We start from the raw sequence: 17,674 nt of genomic DNA, 5'->3' as shown, positions 1-17,674 counted from the left end.
TACATAAAGAGTATAATACACCATTTAAACTTATTTTTAACTACCCCAATCTGCTATGTCTCAAACAAATACTGCCGTTCGTCTGATTTCTGCATTTTTGAAGCTTATTTTGGCACTTTTTGCCTTGATTTTGATTCTTATTTTAGCATTTCCCATCGGATTTTATGGTATGGCAATGTACCTAGAACCCACTTTACCAAATGTCAAAGAACTCAAAACCATGCAGTTGCAAATGCCACTCCAAATTTACACTGCTGATAATAAATTAATCGGTCAATATGGCAATAAATACTCTTTACCTGTTGCGTATGAAGAGTTACCTGAGCATTTGATTCAGGCATTTTTGGCAGCAGAAGACGACACCTTTTATGAGCATACGGGCATTAGTATCAAGGGTTTGGGGCGTGCTTTAACCGAAGTTGCCACCAGTGATGACACACAGACAGGTGGCTCAACCATCACCATGCAGGTGGCAAAAAATTATTTTTTAAGCTCAGAGCGAACCATAGAAAGAAAATTAACAGAACTGTTTATTGCACGAAAAATTGAAAATGAACTGACAAAAAATGAAATTCTGACACTTTATGTCAATAAAATTTATCTTGGTGAAGGGGCGTATGGCATTCGTGCTGCTGCCAAAAAATATTTTAGTAAATCACTAGAAAATCTCACCATCGCTGAAATGGCAATGCTCGCTGGTCTGCCTAAAGCCCCATCTGCCTTTAACCCTGTCAATAACCCCACGCGCGCCCTAGAAAGACGAAACTGGATTATTGGGCGTATGCTCTCACAAGGTTTTATCACCCAAGCTCAGCATGATGAAGCCATTAAAGCAGACATTGGTTTGCACCTATATAAAGAAAAACTTGACCTAAATATGCCCTACATTGCCGAAATGGCACGCTCAGCACTGGTGGAAAAATACGGCGAGCAGGTGATGGACAGTGGTTGGCGAGTGCAACTGACAGTAAACAGTGATGACCAAATACAAGCAGAAAAAGCCGTCATCGCAGGCTTAAAAGGCTATGACCACGGCGGTTATCGTGGTGTTGAAGCCCTAGAAGGCGACTTAAAAAATTTTCGCCCTTTTGATAACATGCTTCCTGCCAAAGTAACACGCGTGCTAGGTAGTACCTATGAAGTACAGCTACAATCAGGCGAAAAAATCAAAGTTGCAGGACCGGGGCTACCTTGGGCAACCAAACATCTTGGCAAAAACCGCATAGACGGCGACCCAAAAAAAGACACCCCAAAACGCATTCAAGTTGGCAACATCGTGCGCGTCATCAACACAGGCAGTCATTGGAAAATCACTCAACCCACACGTGTACAAGGGGCATTAGTCTCGCTCAATCCCCAAAATGGGGCGTTGATTGCTTTGGTGGGCGGTTTTAACTTTTATCATAGCAAATTTAACCGTGCCACCCAAGGCTATCGCCAACCGGGTTCTATCATCAAACCACTCATTTATGCTGCTGCCTTAGAAACCAAAAAATACACCCCCGATAGCGTCATCTCAAATGCCCCACTGCGTATCGGCAGTTGGCGACCTAAAAACGCTGGGGGCGGATTTGGTGGGGCGGTCAGTATGCGTAACGCATTGGCGTTTTCTCGTAACTTACCGTCCATTCGCATCATGCAGGGCGTTGGCATGGAACGCACCCACGAAATGCTGTCGCAATTTGGCTTAGAAAAAGAGCGTCTGCCAGCTTCTTATACGTTGGCACTTGGGGCAACAGATGCCACCCCCCTACAAATGGCGACTTCTTATGCCACCTTTGTTAATGGCGGTCATCGCATACAGCCTTATTTTATTGAACGTATTTATAACTTTGATAGCAACACCATTTATCAAGCAAACCCTGCCCAAGCCTGTGCCATCTGTTTTAACAAAACATTAAGCCAAACCAACGCCAAACTGCTTGATAATTTTGGTAAAGAACCACTTCCAACCGAAACCGCCGAAGATAACAAACCAGACAAAGAAGACAAACAAACCAAACAAAACAAAAAATCAGCCAAAACCGATAAAACCAATAAAACCGACCCGCAAGATGTCGCTGAGTTTATGCCCAATACAGACATCATCAAGGCACAAAACTTAGCTCGCCAGCAGCACCCAGAGCTAGATGCTCAGCCGATTTTTGACCGTCTAAGACCCAAACAAGCCATTCAATACACCGTCGCTGAACAAGCTCCCCGTATCCTATCTGCCAAATCCGCCTATCAGATGGCAGGTATGCTCCGCAGTGTGGTCATGGGGGGGACTGCCACCAAAGCTCGTGCCTTGGGTCGCTCGGACATTGGTGGTAAAACAGGAACAACCAACCGAGCCAAAGACGTTTGGTTTGCAGGAGTACACCCCACCAATGTGGCGGTTGTGTGGATGGGTTATGATGACCCTGCATCGTTAGGGGCAAGAGCCTTTGGTGGCACACTTGCTTTGCCTGTATGGGTTCGTTTTATGAGCGGTCAGCTAAAAGGCAAGCCCACCCAATGGGTTTCAGAAGCCAACGTCGCAAAAAGCGAAAAAGCCACCCAAAAAGTCATCAACATCACCGATGATAATGAAAGCGAAATCGCCCAAGCCATAGAAGAGAGTAACCAAAACGCCCCATCTGCCACAGACAGCTTGCAAAACGACATGGTCAGCTTGCCTGCTGGTGCGGTGATTGCCGAAGGGGATGGCGAAGACGTTCCTGCTGAATAACAGTGATTAACAAACCAAGGATATGACTGATGAATGATTTTAGTTTACCTGACAGCATTTACCCCATTGATGGCGTAGAGATAGGTGTCGCCAAAGCACACGTTCGCTACCCAAACCGTGATGATTTGACTGTCTTTAAATTTGCTGACACCGCCAGCACAGCCCTAGTGAGCACTCAAAATGCGTTTTGTGCCGCTCCTGTCATCATTGCCAAAGAACACATCACTCAGGCTTGCCCCAAATTTTTACTCATCAACACAGGCAACGCCAACGCTGGCACAGGTCAAGATGGTATCACCAAAGCCACCAACACCTGCCAAGCCTTATCAAAGCTGGGTGAATGCACCCCCCAAGAGATTTTGCCTTTTTCCACAGGGGTCATCGGTGAGAGCCTGCCTGATGAACGCATCATCAACGCCCTACCTGATGCCCTTGCCAATCTTAGCCCCAATAACTGGGAGCAGGCGTCTTATGCCATCATGACCACTGACACTCGCCCAAAAGTGGCAAGCCGTCAAATCACCATTGATGACACCACATACCACATCACAGGCATCAGCAAAGGGGCAGGCATGATACGCCCAAATATGGCAACCATGCTTGGTTTTGTGGCGACAGACGCACACATCACCCCCAAACTATTACAGCGTATGCTTGCTTGTCTGACCGAGCAAAGTTTTAACCGCATTAGCATTGATGGTGATACTTCCACCAACGATTGCTGTACATTAACCGCTACCGCCAAAGCCCTTCACGCACCGCTCATTGATGATGAAAGCCACCCCCATTATCAAGCTTTATTTGATGCTTTAGCAGACGTATTTATTGACCTTGCCACAAAAATCGTCAAAGATGGCGAAGGAGCAACCAAATTTATCACCATCACGGTTACTGGCGGGCAGACAAGCGATGACTGTACCAAAGTTGCCTATGCGGTGGCTCACTCCCCCCTTGTTAAGACAGCGTTTTTTGCCTCTGACCCCAACTGGGGGCGTATTGTGGCAAGTATTGGTAATGCTGGGGTAAAAATAGACCCATCACAGGTAAATATCCATCTGGATGATGTGATGATTTGTCAAGCAGGGGGATTAAACCCAGCTTATACCGAAGAACAAGGGCAAGCGGTCATGAGTCGCCCACAAATCACCATCACCATTGATTTAGGTCAAGGCAATGCCACCGATACGGTTTATACTTGTGATTTGTCTTATGATTATGTCAAAATTAACGCCGACTATCGCAGCTAAATTTTAATCACAAAAAAGGCGACAACAATGTTCGCCTTTTATTTTGATAACTCAATAGTAAGTAAACAGTAAATAAGCTCAAATTTTAATACAATCAACCATTTAACAGTTACTTATCATCATGCCAGTCATCGTCCCAATCGTCTTTGTCATCGTCCCATTTGGCATAAGTTTTTGATGGGTCAATGCCTTTTGATTTTAAATAAGCCACTTGCTCCTCTAAGGTGCGTTTTTTTTCGGCTTGGTGCATGGTGTCTGTTAGTTCATCTAATCCATCTAATAACTTATCATGATTGGTCATGGCTACTCTCCTTTTTAAGGGGGCTAATGGCGTTTTTGGCACTTGGGCTGATTTCCCACAACGTGCTTGCACCATTAGGGTCTATGGGTACGATATGTCCTGCCAACTGCAATTCATCTTGAATCCACAAAGCTTCTGATTTTACCACTTGATGACGACTGACGGCATGGACTTTGGGATATGTCTGTACTATCATATCATGAGCCTGCTGTTTGTCAATACGTTCGTTAAGACATCGAGTCAGCCCCTGCGATGAAAAAGGCACACCCATCTGCATCAATGCACCAATAACCTCTCGCCACGTCAATCTAAAACTAAACGCCACGTCAATCAGTGTCCCACCTTGAAACGCATGAGCCGTACAACCCACATCAAACTCATTATCCAATAGCAGTGCAGGTCTTAAGCCATAACCAATGTGCTTTTTGGCACGCATTTCATTAATTTGGGGGGTTTTTAACTCATGAATGGTCGGCATTAGCTTGGGCAACACAGGAATCTCAGTAATCAGTGCCTGTTTGTTACGCTCCTGCTCCAAAAGCAGTTTACCGACCGTTGCCTCTAAAATAGAGATTAGATTTTTGCTTTCATCAAAATAACTTACCGACTCACTCACTTGGGTCTCAATCAGCTTGACAAAATCAGCCAAATTGCGGTCTGCGGTCTGCGATGCTGAGCGATGAATGAGTATTACCATGGGTTTTTTGGTGGTGCGAGCATTACTATAACTTAAATGCAGCTGACTGACCCCAGATGGGTTGGTACTGCCATAACTTTCACCAACCATCATCACCACCACATCGCAATCATTGATACACCGCCAACTATAATTAGCAGAGCGAGCACGACTGGCAAACAGGTCTCTGGTCAAAAAAGCCCGCCCTTCGGCAAATATCGCCAAATCATCTTGGGCATTTCTTAATGCCAAGTCCTCAGCAACGCAAGCAAGATGAATATGATGACGGGGTAATGACACACAAACCTCTCAAAACAATAATCACACCAATGATAAAAAACCAAACATTGTATTGTCTAATAATTAACCACGATATTTTTAAATTAGGAGTTACGATAATGACAATATATTTAAATCCCTAAATCAAAGCACTCATCAATCCTAAAACCCATAAAAATATATGATATATTTTTAAAAAATAAATTAGATGTACAATAAAAAATTGATTATATGATAAATGATAAGTGAGAGCGTTATTATAGTTATTTTTTAAAAAAAATAAAGGGCAAAATAATTGCCCTTGTAATGTTTTGACTCATCAAAGCCTTTTAAAAAACCAATCAGAGCATCATCGCTGTTAGATAATAAACATAAATAATACAAAAATTTACCAAATATCATGAATTATCATACCAATCAATTACTTTGATAGGTTCTTGATAAATTAATGTTTGCACCATGTGAATTACCTTATCATCTAAATGCGTGGCATATAATTGTAAGGACTCAATATTTTTATGGGTATTGGTACTGCTGATTTGATACATGGCTAATAGATATTTAACCCGCTCAGCAATGGCACGTCCTGAATCAATCAAACGAATATTTAGCCCCTTGGTATCTATATAATCTTGCAAAAACCCCTTAAAAAATGGGTAATGCGTACAACCTAACACCACCACGTCCACACCGTCATCTGCCCATTGTTTGACCTGCTTTATCAGTAGCGTTGCCACTTGGCTATCAGCCGACATGCCACTTTCCACCCAAGGCACAAGAGCTGGCTCAAAGTGTTTATGCACCACAACTCCAAGTGGCGTGGCAACGTCATTAATGACTTGATTTAACAGTTCGCCATTTAAAGTTGCCCGAGTGGCAAGCACCGCAATTTGGCAAGTCTTTGTCAGATGGCACGCAGGTTTTACCGCAGGGACAAGCCCAACAATCGGAACAGCACATCGCTCCCTGACCACATTTAGGGCATGGGCAGACGCAGAGTTACACGCCATGACGATAAGTTTACAGCCATATTTACACAGCGTCGCCACCGCCTGCAAGGTCAAAAGCAGTATCTCATCGCCTGATTTATCACCATATGGCACATTGGCAGTATCCGCATAATAAATGAAATGCTCATTTGGCATGACTTCTTTTAGGTGCAAATACACCGACAATCCCCCCACCCCAGAATCAAACACACCAATAGGAGCGGTTAGGTCATCTTGAAAATCAGGGTGCTGAACAATCATCTTTAACTCGCCAAGTCATCAGGGTAATACACACGGTGTGTCTTACCGCCACTTTGCAAAAGCAAAACTGTTTGCTGATTTTCACAAACCAACTCGCCCAGTGCCACCAAATGATAAAAGGCGTTGCGGTTAATACGAGCAGTTAAGTTAAAACGTGTGTCTATGTAGGGGCGATATTCACTCAAGCCATCTTTGGTAAATTCCTTAAAATACAAAGACTTATCATCTAATATGATGTCATCGCCATTGGTCGTTTGAAACACTATCCATTCATCATTCTGCACAACCACCTTATCCACACCACTGATAAATAAGGGCGTATCTACCACACAAATCTCATAGTTGTCTGTTGGTGTTTTTAAAAAATGGCGTTTTTGCCCATCGCTCACCTGTGCCCATAACACACTGGCAAACAAATCCACCAACGACTGACGGGTCATTTTTATACCATCATGATACCAATCGCCATTATCTTGTATGACAACATCAAAAGGCGTGATGTTACTTGGCGACCATTTGTCCAGTGGGGGTATTTTACGCTCACGACCAAGCGACGATAAAAATTTGCTTAACTGGTTGTTTTTTTGGACATTATCCGTCATTATTTCATTGCCTTTTATCATTTTTATGGTTAATTTTGCCTAAAATCCATCAAAAAAGCAACTTTTATATTTTTTAATAACATCTCTTGATGGGATAGTAAATCATCCTAAGTGCCATGATTTTTAAAAACTTATCATAATTAACTTGCCTAATCTGTTAAGATTGGTAAAATATATGCTTTAACGCTTGTGGTCGTTTGTTGGTTTTGTTGAATGATTGTATTTTTAAAAGAGCCAATTTGGATAAAACATTGATTGTTTTTTATTCATGTCTTTTAATAAATCCCCCATCAACGATGATTTTCATCTTTAACCATGTAAATGCTTGGGTTTATTCATCAATCAAACCCTGTTTTCTATCAGCCAAATAGCCAATAGGATAATTTTATGCAACATATACAACGTGAGTCAATGGAATTTGACGTGGTCGTGGTCGGTGGTGGTGTATCAGGTCTGTCTTGTGCCATTCGCTTAAAACAGCTTGCCATAGAAGCAGGGCTTGATGAGTTTATGGTCTGCGTTGTAGAAAAAGGCTCAGAGTTTGGGGCTCATATCCTATCTGGGGCAGTCATAGAAACACGAGCCTTGGACGAGTTGTTTCCCGATTGGCAAAACATGAATGCCCCCATCACGGTAAAAGCCAAAGAAGACCGTGTGTATATGCTCCCCAATGCCAAAAAAGCCATCAAATTACCAAGTTCGGTCGTGCCTGCCAGCATGCACAATGACGGCAATTATATCGTGTCTTTGGGCAATGTGGTCAGATGGCTCGCTGAACAGGCCGAAGCCATGGACATCATGCTGTTTCCCAACTTTACCGCCAGCGAAATCCTATACAATAGCAACGGCTCGGTGCGTGGCATACAAACAGGCGATATGGGCGTTAATGCCAAAGGCGAACCAAAACCCAGCTTTGAAGCAGGCTATGAACTGCTTGCCAAATACACCGTTTTTGCCGAAGGTTGTCGTGGACATCTGGGCAAACGCCTTATCAGTCGCTTTCATTTAGACAAAGGCAAAGACCCACAACATTATGGCATTGGACTAAAAGAGCTTTGGGAGATTGACCCCGATAAGCATGAAGAAGGGGTGATTTTGCATGGTTCTGGCTACCCACTCAATGACACAGGTGCCAATGGCGGTTGGTGGCTATATTTTGCCGAAAACAACCAAGTCAGCTTTGGTTTGGTGGTGGATTTATCTTATTCAAATCCTTATCTGTCACCTTTTGATGAGCTACAACGCTTAAAACTTCATCCACTTATCCGTCCTATCTTAGAAGGTGGCAAACGCCTATCCTATGGGGCAAGAGCCTTGGTTAAAGGCGGTCTAAACAGCTTACCAAAGCTAAGCTTTGCAGGGGGCGTACTGGTGGGTGATGATGCAGGCTTTTTAAACCCTGCCAAAATCAAAGGCACACACACCGCCATGAAGTCAGGCATGCTTGCTGGCGAAAGTATTTTTAAAGCAATTCAAAACGGCAGACAGCATGATGATGTGGCAGAATACCAACAAGCCTGTGAAAGCTCATGGCTGTTTGAAGATGCCAACAAAGCTCGCAATTTCTCGCCTGCCATGCACCGTATGGGTTCGTGGCTTGGTGGGGCATTTATCTTTGTGGAGCAAAACCTACTAAGCGGTAAAATGCCACTGATTATCCATGACAACAGCCATGATTTTGCACAGCTTGATAAGGCTGACCACTCTTATAAGCCTGATTATCCCAAACCTGATGGCAAACTCACTTTTGACAAGCTGTCTAGTGTCTTTATCTCAAACACCAACCACGCCGAAGACCAGCCTTGTCATCTTAAACTGACTGACCCAAGCGTACCTATTGGCAAAAACTTGCCCCTATATGCCGAACCTGCTCGTTTATACTGTCCTGCTGGCGTTTATGAAGTGGTGGCAGATGATACTGCTGAACATGGGGCAAGATTTGTGATAAACAGCCAAAACTGCGTGCACTGCAAGACCTGCGACATCAAAGACCCCGCTCAAAACATCACTTGGGTAACGCCCGAAGGCGGTGGCGGTCCAAACTATCCTAATATGTAATTGATACCAATAAACACCCCATCAAATAAAAACTGACTTCGGTTGGTTTTTATTGATAAAAAATAATACAAATTATATTTGCAAATGGTTTATCTCTCCCCAATATTTTGGTAGAATAAAATTACATCAAATCAATGGGGGTAAAAATGAGAATATTGCTGACAATTTGTATGACAGGGCTTTTATTACAAGGATGTGCTATCACCACATTAGAAAGTGGCGACAGAATACTACATTTGAGTGATGATTTTAAAAAATCCGTGTTTGGCATAGAAACCCAAAACAGCAATAAAATCACCAAATCAACACAACAAACCCAAACCGCCACACAACATACACCTAGATTAGTGGACTGGACACCTTACATCAAAAGCATAACAGAAAACTGTAACAGTCGTGATATTTATCGCCTTTTTCCTCATTACGATTATGACTATGGCCGAGCAATGCCTGCACAAATTCCCCAAATCTTACATCCCAGCATTGTTCAACATGGCACATCAGAAGAAGATGGTACAGAATTTATTTTGTTAAAAAATGCTACATTTTTTGGACAACCTTTGGTTAAAATTGAAGTAGCAGAGGAAGGTGATGGCGATGGTCTTACATTAACCTTTGCCAATGAAGGCTTTATGACGCTCATACCCCAATTTGCAGTTAATGACGGCAAACGCATAGTAGCTTTGGGCACACCAAAATATTGGATCAATGAGTTTTCAACTAATGAAGAAAATAAAAACAAACGCATTCTTGCCACACATGATGTACCTTTGTACCATAAAGATGCTGATGAAGACCTAATGCAAAGATATAGTGCCGTTTTACTTAATTACAAACCACACAACAAAGCAAGCAAACAATTTACACAACATCAACAGCCTATTTTAAATAAATTGGTAAAAAACCATAAAAAACTTATCAAAGAAGACAGTTACGAACTTCATCGTCATGAAGTAGAAAGTTATAAAATACATCAAACTGGCTATCAAAAAATATTTGTAGGTAGTGGTGGTAATTATTCTAAAAACCTATTTTTTGATAAAAAATCAAAAACGATTTCTTGTTTGGGAGCTTATGGCTTTGGTATGTAATGATGAGAAAGTTAAAACAAAAAACGGCTTTATGCCGTTTTTTTTAACATTACACAACCCTTTTTAATCAATCTTGTGTTTTACTTAATATTGGTTATTTTTTATACAATAATTAATGACAATGATTGGGTAAATATGTCTGGCTAAATAACTGCCATTGTTACAAGTTTAAAATTTGATACCCACACCAACAACCAGATAAATTTAAAAACAACACAACACCGTTTTTATGATTTTTAGTGGGCTTATGATTTGTTTTGGGAGTTGTTAAACGAAGCTTGGTGCTCGTCATTACAAAAAAAGTGTTCGCCCTGCTCATCTGCCTGCAAAATCCCCCGATAAGTTGCCAAGCTATGCCCGCAATAATCACAGGTGCGAATGCTGGTGTCATCGCCTTCTTGGGGCAAAAAGCTCTTAGGCGGCTTAGGGTACATCCATTTAAAAAAAATTTTCATCACAATTAAAATGATGATGACGTTTAAAATAAAAGCAAACATCGCATACTCAAAAATTTTAATGACAGCACAATACTATACCACAAATCAAGACAGACTGTGATATACTATTTTGGTGGTTTTGTGTTTTTATATGGACAACACCAAGACCGCCATTTTTACAACAAATGATTAGGAATGACTATGTCAGACGCTCAACAAGAAACAACACTACACCAAATCACCACACCAGATGGAATACTTCGCATTGCCCTGATGCAGACCAATTTTTGGGTAGGCGACATCGCAGGCAACGTACGCAAAATGCGTGCTTTAACTCATGATGCCAAGGTGCGTGGTGCAGATATTGTTATTTTTCCAGAATTATCACTCATCGGCTCTCCCCCAGAAGATTTACTCCTACGCCCCACCCTATCAGAACGCATCAAAGAAGCGCTGCACGATTTGGCACAGGTTGAAGACATTGTCATCATCTTAGGTTATCCGCACGTAGACAATCACGGCACATTTAACTCCATCGCCATCTTGCAAAATGGCACACAAAAAGGCTTTTATCATAAACAATGTCTTGCCAATTATGGTGTGTTTGATGAAAGGCGGTATTTTAAAGAAGGTCGCAACCAAGTATTATTTGACCTAAAAGGCACCACCATTGGACTGCTTATCGGCGAAGATTTACGACAAGATGCACCCATTAAAGCCCTAAAAGAAAAAGGTGCCGAGCTGATTATCAGTTTGCACGCATCACCTTTTGAGATTGGCAAACAAACCGTTCGCAGAAATCTGCTTAAAAAACAAGCCCAAAAATACGCCCTACCCATCATTTATATCAACACCGCAGGGGCTCAGGACGACATTGTATTTGATGGTGGCTCACTCATCATGCAGGCAAATGGTAGCATTGCCCATGAAGGCTCTCGCTTTGTCAATCAGCTTATCATGGCAGATTTTGACGTGGCAAAAGGTCAATTTGACAGCCAGACCAAAGCCCCACTTGACCTGTCCGAAGAATCAGAGATTTATCAAGCATTGGTGGTGGGTCTGCGTGATTATGTCAATCGCTCAGGTTTTAAAGGTGTGATTTTAGGTTTGTCAGGGGGGATTGACAGTGCATTAAGCCTATGTATCGCTGTGGACGCACTTGGTGCTGATAGGGTATATGCGGTGATGATGCCTTATGAATACACCTCCGCCATGAGCTTGGAAGATGCCGCCGCTCAGGCTGCCCGACTGAATGTTTCCTACACCATTTGCCCCATTCATGATGCGGTGGCAGGTCTGTCATCTGCACTTGCTCCTTTATTGGTAGGTAGTACACCTGACACCACCGAAGAAAACCTACAAGCCCGCTCTCGTGGCGTGATATTGATGGCGTTATCCAACAAGTTTGGGCACATGGTCATCTCCACAGGCAACAAATCCGAAAACGCCGTGGGTTACTCCACCCTTTATGGCGATATGGTGGGTGGTTTTAATGTCCTAAAAGATGTCTATAAAACTGATGTCTATCGCCTAGCCCAATACCGCAATCGCCTAGAAGACACACCCGTCATTCCTGAGCGTGTCATCAGCCGTCCACCATCTGCCGAACTAAAAGCCAATCAAACCGACCAAGATAGCCTGCCTGATTATGACCTATTAGACGCCATTTTGCGTTTGTATATTGATGAAGATGTGGGCTACAAGGGCATTTGTGAAGCAGGGTTTGACCCTGATGTGGTACAAAAAGTGCTGTCCATGACTGATAAAGCCGAGCATAAACGCCGTCAAGGAGCCATTGGCACCAAAATCACCCAAAAATCTTTTGGGCGAGACCGCCGTTATCCGCTTGTAAATGGTTGGGCAATCCAAGGCTATAAATTGTGATTTACCATCACACAACCACTCCCTAAGTGCTCTTAGGGAGTTTTTTATGGTAACTATGAAAAAGACATTTATGTGTAATCAAACAAACCATCGTATAAGTCATTGATTTTTATTATTTAAAAAAACACACTTAACTTTTAACACAACAGGCTAAAAATTAAGTGTGATAATACAATGACTTGCTTATAACTTTGCTGTCAGCTCTGGCAATGCTTCAAACAAATCAGCTTCCAAAAAGTAATCTGCCACAGACGCAATCGGTGAGTCAGGGTCAGTATTAATGGCAACGATGGTTTTTGAGTCTTTCATACCCGCCAAATGCTGAATCGCTCCTGAAATGCCCGCAGCAATATACAGATTTGGTGCAACAATTTTACCTGTTTGTCCCACTTGCAAATCATTTGGCACAAAACCTGCGTCCACCGCAGCACGGCTGGCTCCCACGGCAGCACCCAATTTATCCGCCAATGGCTCAATGTATTTGGTAAAGTTTTCACCACTTGCCAAGGCACGGCCACCTGAAACAATCACAGACGCCGATGTCAGCTCTGGGCGAGCCGATTTTGCCAGCTCTTCTTTGACAAATACCGATTTACCACTATCAGCACCCACGCTCACACTTTCAATGCTAGCATTTCCCCCTGTGGCAACCGCCAAATCAAAAGCCGTAGCACGCACAGTGGCGATGATTTTATTTTCATTATCCTGCACAGTGGCAATGGCGTTACCTGCATAGATGGGGCGAAGGAAAGTGTTTTTATCAATCACTTTGATGATATCAGACACCATGTTTACATCAAGCAGAGCACTCACACGGGGCAAAAAGTTTTTACCTGTGGTGGTGGCAGGGGCTAAAATATGGCTATAATTTGCAGATAGTTCCGCCACTAAAGGAGCGACATTCTCAGCAAGCTGATTGGCAAAAGCAGCATTGTCAGCCAACAACACTTTACTCACCCCTGCAATTTGCGAAGCACTGTCAGCAATCGCCCGAGCTTGATGTCCTGCCACCAGCACATGAACATCACCATCAATTTGTAAACCTGCATTCACCACAGCAAGCGTGGCAGGCTTTAATTCCACATTATCGTGTTCGGCATAAACTAATACAGTCATGATTTTATCCTTATTAATTTAGTATGATTGATGTCAAATGATGATTAAATGGCTTTGGCTTCATTTTTTAGCTTGTCAATCAACTCATCAACACTTGCAACTTTTACACCCGCGCCACGCTCAGCAGGTGCTTGCACTTTTAAAGTGGTGATGTTTGATGACATTGTTACACCAAAATCGCTTGGGGTTTTGGTCTCCAAGGGTTTTTTCTTTGCCGCCATGATGTTGGGCAATTTTGGAAAACGTGGCTCATTTAAACGCAAATCGGTAGTAATCACCGCAGGCAAAGCCAGCTCAACAGTTTGCAAACCACCATCAATCTCACGAGTTACCACCACTTTATCACCATTGACGACCACCTCAGAAGCAAATGTGCCTTGTGATGTCCCCAATAATGCCGATAACATTTGTCCTGTTTGATTGTTGTCATCATCAATGGCTTGTTTGCCAAGCAAAATCAAATCAGCACTCTCGCTCTCTACCACGCCTTTTAGGATTTTGGCGACCTGCAACGGATAGGCTTTTTCATCTGTTTCCACCAAAATGGCACGGTCTGCTCCCAGTGCTAGGGCTGAGCGAAGTTGTTCTGCTGATTGACTACCCCCAACGGTTACAGCCACCACTTCACTGGCAATGCCTTTTTCTTTTAGACGAACCGCCTCCTCAATGGCAATCTCACAAAATGGGTTTACGCTCATCTTGGCATTTGCCGTCTCAACGCCAGACTCATCCGCCTTCACACGCACTTTGACATTGTGGTCAATCACACGTTTAACAGCCACCAATACTTTCATAAAATCTCCATGTTTTGTTGAAAAATGATACTTTTATAACATTTATCGCATGATTTGTAAATATCTATTTTAAGCACATCATCGTTCGTTTTTAGCTTGTTCAACCCAAAAAACACAATAAAAAACACCACGCCAAAACGTGATGTTTTTGTTAAAACGCATCTGCTTAGATGGCTTCAATCTCATCAGCTTGTGGTCCTTTTTGACCTTCGCTTAGGATAAAAGCAACTTTTTGACCTTCTTTTAAGGTTTTAAAACCAGTACCAACAATAGCACTGTAATGAGCAAATACGTCTTGACCGCCGTTATCTTGGGCAATAAAACCAAAACCCTTAGAATCGTTAAACCACTTAACAGTGCCTTGAACTTTGTTTGACATGAAAAAATTCCTGTGTGAATTGAAAAAATGGCAAAAGCCGCTGCATATTTATGTTGTCAAACATGCAAAATAGCATGACAAGCGTTCACTTCCCAATACAATAAACCATGTTCAAAGATTGTTCTAACGCACCCTAAGGTGTTTAACGCAACTAACGTGTTTTTGCAAAACTGACTGCAAATACATAAATACTTGTGTACTAAGTATAGCAAAGTTTTGGCAAAAAGGGAATTTATTTTATCAAATAAGTGATTTTAAATACGGTTGCACTAAAAATAACCCACAAAGCCCTGCAAATACCAAAGCAAAAGACTGCGTGTAAGTTAGGTATTTTGCAGGCAACACGATGTCTGTGGGGTCATCAGGCAAATCATGACTCATCAGCTTTGCCCCTTTAATCCAGCTCATCACCGAATACACACCATAAACCACTGGCACGCTGATTGTTACACCATCAAAATCCAAAAAATACAACACCGCACCTGACACAATAAACCAAGATGATGTTATCAGGCTGATGATGGCAAAAAAAGTGGAAGATTGTGGCAGTTTACCATGATTTTTGGCAACCAAGGCGGATTCTATCCAAATAAGCACCGCCACGACAAAACTTGCCAAAATATACAAATATTCATAGCTGCCAAACAAAATATCAAACACAGGCACACTAAAAAAGCTGTTTAAATCCATAAAAATGGCATGAGATAACAAAATGACATCATTGTACATCAAAAGCTGGTAAAAATCACCAAAAACCGCTTTTTCTTATGGGTTAATATTGGTTTTACTAAATGAAAATGGATTTACGCTTGATAAAATAAATTAAAACGCCATTATAAGGTCATGATTTATTTAGGAGTTTTTTATGAACAGCAAAACCATCAAACGCATTTACGCCGCCCCTGCCAAACATTGGGTAGGCGATGGCTTTCATGTGGCAGGTATGTTTCATTATGGTGAAACCTTTAAAAACATTGATCCCTTTTTACTGATGGATTATGCCAGCCCAGAGTATTTTAAGCCCAATCCAAACGCAAACGCACCACATGGCGTAGGCGAACATCCGCACCGTGGCTTTGAGACAGTTACCATCGCTTATCAAGGACAAGTCGCTCATAAAGATGCATCAGGTGGTGAAGGCGTGATTGCCACAGGCGATGTGCAGTGGATGACGGCAGGCTCAGGGGTCATGCACGAAGAGTTTCACGCACCAGAATTTTCAAAAACAGGCGGTATATTTGAAATGGTGCAGTTGTGGGTAAACTTACCTGCCAAAGACAAGATGACTGCTCCACGCTACCAAGCCATTGTAAATAAAGACATTCCTGTTGTGGCATTTGATGGTGGACAGGTGCGTGTGATTGCTGGTGAGTTTGATAAAACCACGGGAGCAGCCAGCACATTTAGCCCCATCAATCTGTGGGATGTGGCACTAAATGCCGGTAGTGAGCATGAGTTTAGCACGCCTGACACGCACAATCTGCTTATCCTTGTGCGAAATGGTCAAATCACCATCAATGGTAATACCACCAAAGATGGCGAGCTGATTACTTTTGAAAAAGGTGGCAGTCAGTTTCGCATTCATGCCACAACCAACAGCGAGCTTTTGGTGTTGTCAGGTGAGCCACTTAACGAACCTATCGCAGGGCATGGTCCTTTTGTGATGAATACTCGTGAAGAGATTATGCAAGCTTTTATGGATTTGCAACATGGCAACTTTGTGCGTATCGCTCGTGATTAAACCATAATTTGATGCCTTCGCCTTAAAAAAATAACCGCCCAAATGAGCGGTTATTTTTGAGTGATGGATAAATCAGTTCTTTTCTTTATCAATGATTTTGTTACCACCAATCCAAGGCATCATCGCACGTAGCTTCGCCCCAGTTTTCTCAATCTCATGCTCAGCAGTATTACGGCGGCGAGCGGTCATTGATGGGTAGTTGGTCATGCCTTCGGCGATAAACATCTTGGCATATTCGCCTGATTGAATGCGTTTTAGGGCATTTCTCATGGCTTCACGTGATGTATCATTGATGACTTCCACGCCCGTTACATACTCACCAAACTCAGCATTGTTACTGATGGAGTAGTTCATGTCAGCAATACCGCCTTCATACATCAAATCAATGATAAGTTTTAATTCGTGCAAGCACTCAAAGTACGCCATTTCAGGAGCGTAGCCTGCTTCCACTAGCGTTTCAAAGCCCATCTTGACTAGCTCAACTGCACCACCACAAAGTACGGCTTGCTCACCAAAAAGGTCAGTTTCGGTTTCGTCTTTGAAAGTGGTCTCAATAATACCAGAGCGACCGCCACCCACGCCTGCTGCATAAGACAGGGCAAGCTGTTTGGCGGTGCCTGACGCATCACGCCATACCGCGATTAAATCAGGAATACCGCCGCCTTTAACAAACTCGCTACGCACCGTATGTCCGGGGGCTTTTGGGGCAACCATAATCACATCAAGGTCGGCTCGTGGCTCAACTTGGTTGTAGTGAATGGCAAAACCATGAGCAAAAGCAAGGGTCGCACCTTGTTTGATATTTGGCTCAATGGTTTCTTTGTAAAGCTGACGCTGAAACTCATCAGGGGTTAAAATCATCACCACGTCAGCACCTGCCACCGCTTCACCAGTTTCAGCCACCTTTAAGCCAGCATTTTCTGCCTTTTTCCAAGAAGCAGAACCAGTACGCAAGCCCACGGTTACATCAACGCCACTATCTTGCAAGTTTAGGGCGTGAGCATGACCTTGCGAGCCATAGCCGATGATGGCAACTTTTTTGCCTTGAATGATAGACAAATCACAATCTTTGTCATAATAGATGTTTAAACTCATAAAGTTTTCCTTAA

16 protein-coding genes are annotated in these 17,674 nt (G+C 42.8%); 6 read left to right on the top strand and 10 right to left on the bottom strand.

All coding sequences use genetic code 11. The features are described 5' to 3' along the window. Positions 1-169 precede the first annotated feature (169 nt). A complete protein-coding gene (locus tag CEW93_RS00580) occupies positions 170-2,710 on the top strand; it encodes a penicillin-binding protein 1A (protein ID WP_255503867.1) in 2,541 nt (846 codons plus the stop codon). Between the two features lie 29 nt (positions 2,711-2,739). Continuing rightward, positions 2,740-3,957, top strand: coding sequence for a bifunctional glutamate N-acetyltransferase/amino-acid acetyltransferase ArgJ (gene argJ, locus CEW93_RS00575; protein WP_089541074.1), 1,218 nt, complete (start codon positions 2,740-2,742; stop codon positions 3,955-3,957). Positions 3,958-4,066: 109 nt separating this feature from the next. Here the strand turns inward: argJ and CEW93_RS00570 are convergent, their stop codons facing one another. The 4 genes from CEW93_RS00570 to CEW93_RS00555 all read right to left on the bottom strand — a co-directional run bounded on the left by CEW93_RS00570 (position 4,067) and on the right by CEW93_RS00555 (position 7,065). Further along, positions 4,067-4,258, bottom strand: coding sequence for a hypothetical protein (locus tag CEW93_RS00570; RefSeq protein ID WP_089541073.1), 192 nt, complete (start codon positions 4,256-4,258; stop codon positions 4,067-4,069). Next, positions 4,245-5,234: a DUF4062 domain-containing protein gene (locus tag CEW93_RS00565; protein ID WP_089541072.1), complete on the bottom strand. Its 990-nt coding sequence runs from the start codon at positions 5,232-5,234 to the stop codon at positions 4,245-4,247. Before CEW93_RS00565 ends, CEW93_RS00570 begins: the two co-directional genes overlap by 14 nt. Before the next feature lie 377 nt (positions 5,235-5,611). Beyond that, entirely contained in the window at positions 5,612-6,463 is an 852-nt protein-coding gene (gene murI / locus CEW93_RS00560) for a glutamate racemase (protein WP_089541071.1), read from the bottom strand. Between the two features lie 2 nt (positions 6,464-6,465). Continuing rightward, the gene (locus CEW93_RS00555; protein ID WP_255503866.1) at positions 6,466-7,065 is read right to left on the bottom strand and encodes a DUF1285 domain-containing protein; all 600 of its coding nucleotides are present in this window, start codon (positions 7,063-7,065) and stop codon (positions 6,466-6,468) included. 387 nt (positions 7,066-7,452) lie between these two features. Here CEW93_RS00555 and CEW93_RS00550 point away from each other — a divergent pair, with 387 nt between their 5' ends. Together CEW93_RS00550 and CEW93_RS00545 are read left to right on the top strand one after the other, a co-directional pair. After that, positions 7,453-9,123 (top strand): electron transfer flavoprotein-ubiquinone oxidoreductase, encoded by a 1,671-nt coding sequence (locus CEW93_RS00550; protein ID WP_089539202.1) that lies wholly within the window; start codon positions 7,453-7,455, stop codon positions 9,121-9,123. Between the two features lie 134 nt (positions 9,124-9,257). Beyond that, positions 9,258-10,214, top strand: coding sequence for a hypothetical protein (locus CEW93_RS00545; protein WP_146416618.1), 957 nt, complete (start codon positions 9,258-9,260; stop codon positions 10,212-10,214). Positions 10,215-10,459: 245 nt separating this feature from the next. Here CEW93_RS00545 and CEW93_RS00540 read toward each other — a convergent pair whose 3' ends face one another. Continuing rightward, positions 10,460-10,711, bottom strand: coding sequence for a hypothetical protein (locus tag CEW93_RS00540; protein WP_089539204.1), 252 nt, complete (start codon positions 10,709-10,711; stop codon positions 10,460-10,462). Between the two features lie 141 nt (positions 10,712-10,852). On the opposite strand from CEW93_RS00540, the gene CEW93_RS00535 reads away from it, so the two are divergent. Then, the gene (locus CEW93_RS00535) at positions 10,853-12,535 is read left to right on the top strand and encodes an NAD+ synthase (RefSeq protein WP_255503865.1); all 1,683 of its coding nucleotides are present in this window, start codon (positions 10,853-10,855) and stop codon (positions 12,533-12,535) included. Between the two features lie 183 nt (positions 12,536-12,718). Here the strand turns inward: CEW93_RS00535 and CEW93_RS00530 are convergent, their stop codons facing one another. The 4 genes from CEW93_RS00530 to CEW93_RS00515 form a co-directional block, all read right to left on the bottom strand. Further along, on the bottom strand, positions 12,719-13,651 hold the full coding sequence (locus CEW93_RS00530; protein WP_089539206.1) for an electron transfer flavoprotein subunit alpha/FixB family protein: 933 nt from the start codon (positions 13,649-13,651) through the stop codon (positions 12,719-12,721). Between the two features lie 44 nt (positions 13,652-13,695). Beyond that, a complete protein-coding gene (locus CEW93_RS00525; protein ID WP_089539207.1) occupies positions 13,696-14,445 on the bottom strand; it encodes an electron transfer flavoprotein subunit beta/FixA family protein in 750 nt (249 codons plus the stop codon). Between the two features lie 166 nt (positions 14,446-14,611). Beyond that, positions 14,612-14,824 carry a cold-shock protein gene (locus tag CEW93_RS00520; protein ID WP_089539208.1) on the bottom strand — a complete coding sequence of 71 codons (213 nt, stop codon included), beginning with the start codon at positions 14,822-14,824 and terminating at the stop codon, positions 14,612-14,614. A 240-nt stretch (positions 14,825-15,064) separates the two neighbouring features. Further along, positions 15,065-15,553, bottom strand: a complete 489-nt coding sequence (locus CEW93_RS00515; protein ID WP_089539209.1) for a hypothetical protein — start codon at positions 15,551-15,553, stop codon at positions 15,065-15,067. Between the two features lie 136 nt (positions 15,554-15,689). Between CEW93_RS00515 and CEW93_RS00510 the strand changes: the two genes are divergently transcribed. Continuing rightward, positions 15,690-16,565, top strand: a complete 876-nt coding sequence (locus CEW93_RS00510; RefSeq protein WP_089539210.1) for a pirin family protein — start codon at positions 15,690-15,692, stop codon at positions 16,563-16,565. 72 nt (positions 16,566-16,637) lie between these two features. Here CEW93_RS00510 and ilvC read toward each other — a convergent pair whose 3' ends face one another. Then, positions 16,638-17,660: a ketol-acid reductoisomerase gene (ilvC, locus tag CEW93_RS00505; protein ID WP_089539211.1), complete on the bottom strand. Its 1,023-nt coding sequence runs from the start codon at positions 17,658-17,660 to the stop codon at positions 16,638-16,640. Positions 17,661-17,674 lie beyond the last annotated feature (14 nt).

This window comes from Moraxella sp. VT-16-12, assembly GCF_002224245.2.
GTDB lineage: Bacteria > Pseudomonadota > Gammaproteobacteria > Pseudomonadales > Moraxellaceae > Moraxella.
Note: the sequence above shows the minus strand (reverse complement) of the source record. Positions and strands in the feature narration are given on the sequence as shown.

Excerpts from the sequence above, each read along its gene's own strand:
- CEW93_RS00515 (WP_089539209.1), bottom strand. The coding sequence starts at position 15,553 with ATGTACAATGATGTCATTTTGTTATCTCATGCCATTTTTATGGATTTA.
- argJ (WP_089541074.1), top strand. The coding sequence starts at position 2,740 with ATGAATGATTTTAGTTTACCTGACAGCATTTACCCCATTGATGGCGTA.
- CEW93_RS00555 (WP_255503866.1), bottom strand. The coding sequence starts at position 7,065 with ATGACGGATAATGTCCAAAAAAACAACCAGTTAAGCAAATTTTTATCG.
- CEW93_RS00510 (WP_089539210.1), top strand. The coding sequence starts at position 15,690 with ATGAACAGCAAAACCATCAAACGCATTTACGCCGCCCCTGCCAAACAT.
- CEW93_RS00545 (WP_146416618.1), top strand. The coding sequence starts at position 9,258 with ATGGGGGTAAAAATGAGAATATTGCTGACAATTTGTATGACAGGGCTT.
- murI (WP_089541071.1), bottom strand. The coding sequence starts at position 6,463 with ATGATTGTTCAGCACCCTGATTTTCAAGATGACCTAACCGCTCCTATT.
- CEW93_RS00520 (WP_089539208.1), bottom strand. The coding sequence starts at position 14,824 with ATGTCAAACAAAGTTCAAGGCACTGTTAAGTGGTTTAACGATTCTAAG.
- ilvC (WP_089539211.1), bottom strand. The coding sequence starts at position 17,660 with ATGAGTTTAAACATCTATTATGACAAAGATTGTGATTTGTCTATCATT.
- CEW93_RS00535 (WP_255503865.1), top strand. The coding sequence starts at position 10,853 with ATGTCAGACGCTCAACAAGAAACAACACTACACCAAATCACCACACCA.
- CEW93_RS00540 (WP_089539204.1), bottom strand. The coding sequence starts at position 10,711 with ATGTTTGCTTTTATTTTAAACGTCATCATCATTTTAATTGTGATGAAA.
- CEW93_RS00530 (WP_089539206.1), bottom strand. The coding sequence starts at position 13,651 with ATGACTGTATTAGTTTATGCCGAACACGATAATGTGGAATTAAAGCCT.
- CEW93_RS00550 (WP_089539202.1), top strand. The coding sequence starts at position 7,453 with ATGCAACATATACAACGTGAGTCAATGGAATTTGACGTGGTCGTGGTC.
- CEW93_RS00570 (WP_089541073.1), bottom strand. The coding sequence starts at position 4,258 with ATGACCAATCATGATAAGTTATTAGATGGATTAGATGAACTAACAGAC.
- CEW93_RS00580 (WP_255503867.1), top strand. The coding sequence starts at position 170 with ATGGCAATGTACCTAGAACCCACTTTACCAAATGTCAAAGAACTCAAA.
- CEW93_RS00525 (WP_089539207.1), bottom strand. The coding sequence starts at position 14,445 with ATGAAAGTATTGGTGGCTGTTAAACGTGTGATTGACCACAATGTCAAA.